2 protein-coding genes are annotated in these 875 nt (G+C 48.1%); one reads left to right on the top strand and one right to left on the bottom strand.

Annotation, left to right across the window (positions count from 1 at the left end):
• Positions 1-126 (top strand): magnesium chelatase subunit ChlI family protein (locus tag ACTXGO_RS14895; RefSeq protein ID WP_443575069.1); only part of this gene is annotated, 126 nt, incomplete at its 5' end.
• 29 nt (positions 127-155) lie between these two features.
• Here the strand turns inward: ACTXGO_RS14895 and ACTXGO_RS14890 are convergent.
• Positions 156-875 (bottom strand): formate--tetrahydrofolate ligase (locus ACTXGO_RS14890; protein WP_443575068.1); only part of this gene is annotated, 720 nt, incomplete at its 5' end.

The following is an 875-nucleotide window of genomic DNA, read 5'->3' as shown; positions in this document are numbered from 1 at the left end:
CTCAATCTATCAGCGCGTGGTTATCACCGTGTATTGCGAGTTGCCCGTACCATCGCCGATCTTGCCGATAGCATCGATATCACCAGCGCTCATGTGTCCGAAGCGCTCAGTTACCGTAGTAAGTGATTGACTATTTTTGACCTTGATGAATTAAATCAAAACAGCCCGATGATATTGCCAGCATCATCTAAGTCAATACGCTCAGCTGAGGGCTGTTTTGGTAGTCCTGGCATTTTCATAATAGGGCCACAAATCACCACGATAAACCCGGCACCACTTGAGATGCTGATGTCGCGCACATGGATAGTAAAGCCGGTTGGTCGTCCTAATAGTTTAGCGTCATCGCTTAGAGAATACTGCGTCTTAGCAATACAAACAGGCATCTTATCGAGATTGAGTGCCTCTAGTCGCGCGATTTTGGACTGCGCAAGGCTGCTGATATCGATGTCATCTGCGCCGTAGATACGCTGAGCAATCGCGCGTATTTTATAAGCAATAGGTTTGTCACTATCATAAGCTAACTGAAAGGTGCTGGGTTTATCGTCATGCAGCATATCGAGCAGAGTATTCGCTAGTGTCTCGCCGCCTGCGCCGCCTTTTTCCCATACTTGCGTGAGCGCCACTTTAACGCCTTTTGCCTGACAGGCTCGCCGTACTAGTTCAATCTCAGCATCCGTATCACTGACAAAATGGTTGATGGCGACAACGACAGGTAGACCATAGACGTTTTGCATATTATCGATATGCTTCATTAGATTAGGCAGCCCTTCCTCAAGGGCAGGCAGGTTCTCAGCTGTCAGCTCGTTTTTGGTAACACCGCCATTATATTTAAGCGCGCGGATAGTCGCGACAATAACCGCTGCATCTGGGATGAG

This window comes from Psychrobacter sp. T6-1 (assembly GCF_052258445.1).
Note: the sequence above shows the minus strand (reverse complement) of the source record. Positions and strands in the feature narration are given on the sequence as shown.